This is a genomic window from Pseudomonas sp. AC463, assembly GCF_979253585.1.
Window position 1 is genome coordinate 1 of sequence record NZ_CEEDDZ010000661.1, and the last position, 268, is coordinate 268.

General features: G+C 56.0%; 1 rRNA gene. It reads right to left on the reverse strand.

The features are described from left to right. Window positions 1-268: ribosomal RNA gene (locus AC0IYH_RS31845) — 23S ribosomal RNA — on the reverse strand; the annotation flags it as partial.

Consider the following 268-nt stretch of genomic DNA (forward strand, 5'->3'; position numbering starts at 1 on the left):
CCTGTGCCCCCTCATACCGGTTGCCCGCTGTGAGGGCCTCCTTCTTCCGAAGGTACGGAGGCAATTTGCCGAGTTCCTTCAGGACACTTCTCTCAAGCGCCTTGGTATACTCTACCTGACCACCTGTGTCGGTTTCGGGTACGGTCTATACGGTGGGGCTATTTCCCGGGACAGTTTCGAAGCACGTCCAATCCGATAAGGACGTACACCACACACCATCCGTCACACACCACCAGGCCCACGAATATTAACGTGGTTCCCATCGACT